The 2597-nt window shown below is 64.4% G+C and carries 4 protein-coding genes and 1 pseudogene; 1 reads left to right on the forward strand and 4 read right to left on the reverse strand.

Features of this window, described 5'->3' with window-relative positions:
• A pseudogene (locus VGG53_RS12745) lies at window positions 1-757 on the forward strand (spermidine synthase); the annotation flags it as partial.
• Between the two features lie 20 nt (window positions 758-777).
• Here the strand turns inward: VGG53_RS12745 and VGG53_RS12750 are convergent.
• The 4 genes from VGG53_RS12750 to VGG53_RS12765 all read right to left on the reverse strand — a co-directional run.
• Window positions 778-1206, reverse strand: coding sequence for a TA system VapC family ribonuclease toxin (locus VGG53_RS12750; RefSeq protein ID WP_331518421.1), 429 nt, complete (start codon window positions 1204-1206; stop codon window positions 778-780).
• Window positions 1196-1426: a CopG family transcriptional regulator gene (locus tag VGG53_RS12755; protein ID WP_331518422.1), complete on the reverse strand. Its 231-nt coding sequence runs from the start codon at window positions 1424-1426 to the stop codon at window positions 1196-1198. Before VGG53_RS12755 ends, VGG53_RS12750 begins: the two co-directional genes overlap by 11 nt.
• A 58-nt stretch (window positions 1427-1484) precedes the next feature.
• Window positions 1485-2240: a YebC/PmpR family DNA-binding transcriptional regulator gene (locus VGG53_RS12760; protein ID WP_331518423.1), complete on the reverse strand. Its 756-nt coding sequence runs from the start codon at window positions 2238-2240 to the stop codon at window positions 1485-1487.
• Between the two features lie 61 nt (window positions 2241-2301).
• Window positions 2302-2597: TetR-like C-terminal domain-containing protein (locus tag VGG53_RS12765; RefSeq protein WP_331518424.1), on the reverse strand; the 296-nt coding region annotated here is incomplete at its 5' end.

Below are 2597 nucleotides of genomic sequence, written 5' to 3' on the forward strand. Positions count from 1 at the left end.
CGACATGCGCCTCTACCTCGACGGCGGTCTGCAGTTCTCCACCCGCGACGAGTACCGCTACACCGAAAGCCTTGTCTACCCCGCGCTCGGCGCGGGGGCGCGATCGGTGCTCGTGCTGGGCGGCGGCGACGGACTGGCGGCGCGTGAACTGTTGCGAACGCCGGGCGTCGAGAAAATCGTGCAAGTCGAGCTCGACCCAGCCGTCATCGAATTAGCCCGCGGCACAATGCGTTCCGCCAACGGCGGTGCACTGGACAATCCCCGTGTGCAGATCGTGACCGGCGACGCGATGACCTGGCTGCGCGGCCCTGACCATAAAACCTTCGACGCGGTCATTGTCGACCTGCCCGACCCCGATACGCCGGTGCTGGGCCGGCTGTACTCGACCGAGTTCTACGGGCTGGTTTCGCGCGCGCTGGCTCCCGGCGGCCTGATGGTGGTGCAGGCGGGCAGCCCGTATTCAACCCTGATGGCGTTCTGGCGCACGGTTTCTACGATCACGACCGCCGGTTACGCCGTCACTCCGTATCACGTCTACGTCCCCACCTTCGGCGACTGGGGCTTCGCGCTGGCGCGCCGGGGCGGTACGGCGCCACGACCCGCCGTACCGCCGAATGCGCCGCCGCTGCGGTTTCTCAACCAGTCGGTGCTCGACGCCGCAACGGTTTTCGCACCGGACGTGCAACCGCGCACGCTGGAGCCGTCGACGCTGGAACACCCGCGCGTCGTCGAAGACATGCGCCACGGCTACGACTAGCAATGTCAGTTCTCTTCAGATCACGCGACCAACGGGTTCGTCCACCGAAGTCCAGGAAACCGCATGAAATCCGTATCTGCAGAGGCTATTTCGACTCCGTGCTCGATTGCGAGGGCAGCCAGCTGTGCATCCGGGACAAGATTCCCGGTGATCTCGACCTGTTCGCACAGCCTTCCATAAACGCGTGCGGTGAGTTGGGTTGCGGTCGGAATCCAGACCACCGGGACAGCGAGCCATTCTTCGATGTATCCCCAGGCGTCGGCGGCGGGCAGCGGGTTCTCGGTCACACGCGGATGCGTGGCGATCCGTAGGAACGCGCCAATGGTCTGCCAGGGGATGCCGACTCGGCTATCGCCGTCGAGCGCCTGCTGAAGCCAGGCTGCGGCAGCCTCGTTATGGCTGCTGTTCTCGTCCACCGCGTACAGCAGGAGGTTCGCGTCAACGATCATCGTCGATGAGATCGAGCACTTCGGCGACGTTCGTCAGGTCAACTTTGAGGCCGATCTTGGAGGTTCGGTGCTGATACCTGACTGTGTTGGCGCTGGTGCTGTTTTCCGCCATACCCCGTCGCGCCAGTAGGTTGAGGGCCTCGCTGAGCCCCATTCCTGCACGGCGGAGGCGTTCGATTTCGGTCGCTACATCGCTATCGATCACCACAGTTGTACGCATGCCGCCATGCTACCGCGAGTGCATCATGATGCGCGGTCAGCCGCATCGACGTGTCAAGCTACTCGTCGTCGAGCGCGGCCAGCACCTCGTCGGACAGGTCGACATTGGTGTAGACGTTCTGCACGTCGTCGCTTTCTTCCAGCGCGTCGACGAGCTTGAACACCTTGCGGGCGCCGTCGATGTCGACGGGCACGCTGACCGACGGCTGGAAACTGGCTTCCGCCGATTCGTAGTCGATGCCGGCGTCCTGCAGCGCGGTGCGCACTGCCACCAAATCGGTTGGCTCTGAGATGACCTCGAAGCTGTCGTCGAGGTCGTTGACATCCTCAGCCCCGGCCTCCAGAACGGCGGTCAGCACGTCGTCCTCGGTCAGGCCATTCTTCTCCAGCGTCACTACGCCCTTGCGGGAGAACAGATATGACACCGACCCCGGGTCGGCCATGGTGCCACCGTTGCGGGTCATCGCTACCCGGACCTCGCTGGCCGCGCGGTTGCGATTGTCGGTCAGGCACTCGACCAACACCGCCACCCCGTTCGGCCCGTAGCCCTCGTAGGTGACGGGTTGCCAGTCGGCGCCACCGGCTTCCTCGCCGGCGCCACGCTTGCGGGCCCGCTCGATGTTCTCGTTGGGCACCGAGGTCTTCTTCGCCTTCTGGATCGCGTCGTAGAGCGTCGGGTTGCCCCCCGGGTCACCGCCGCCGGTACGGGCGGCAACCTCGATGTTCTTGATCAGTCGGGCAAACTCCTTGCCACGGCGCGCGTCTTTGACGGCCTTTTGGTGCTTGGTGGTGGCCCATTTGGAATGGCCGCTCATCGGCGTACTACCTCTTCTATCGCTCCCAATTTCGCCTGCCGAGTCTACGTGGGCTTTCCGATCATGACGTCCCTGCGGCACCCAGCCTGACCAGCGGCAAGAAAACGTCGTCGACGATCTCCTCGATGACGTGGTCGGAAACCGGTTGCAACGTCATCAACAGCTCGTGGCGAAACAGGTCCACCGGTAGACGCGCCACACGTCCACTGACCTGGCCGGGCGCGATTTCACCGCGCGCGACGGCGCGTTCGATCGTCTCGTCGAGGATGGCGTCACGGCCACCCTGAACGTAGGAACTGAGCTCGGCCAGGTTGGTACCGGCCTCGGCGTAGAAACCGCCCAGCCGGGTGAACAGCT

Origin of the sequence: Mycobacterium sp. (genome assembly GCF_036490025.1) — a bacterium.
GTDB lineage: Bacteria > Actinomycetota > Actinomycetes > Mycobacteriales > Mycobacteriaceae > Mycobacterium.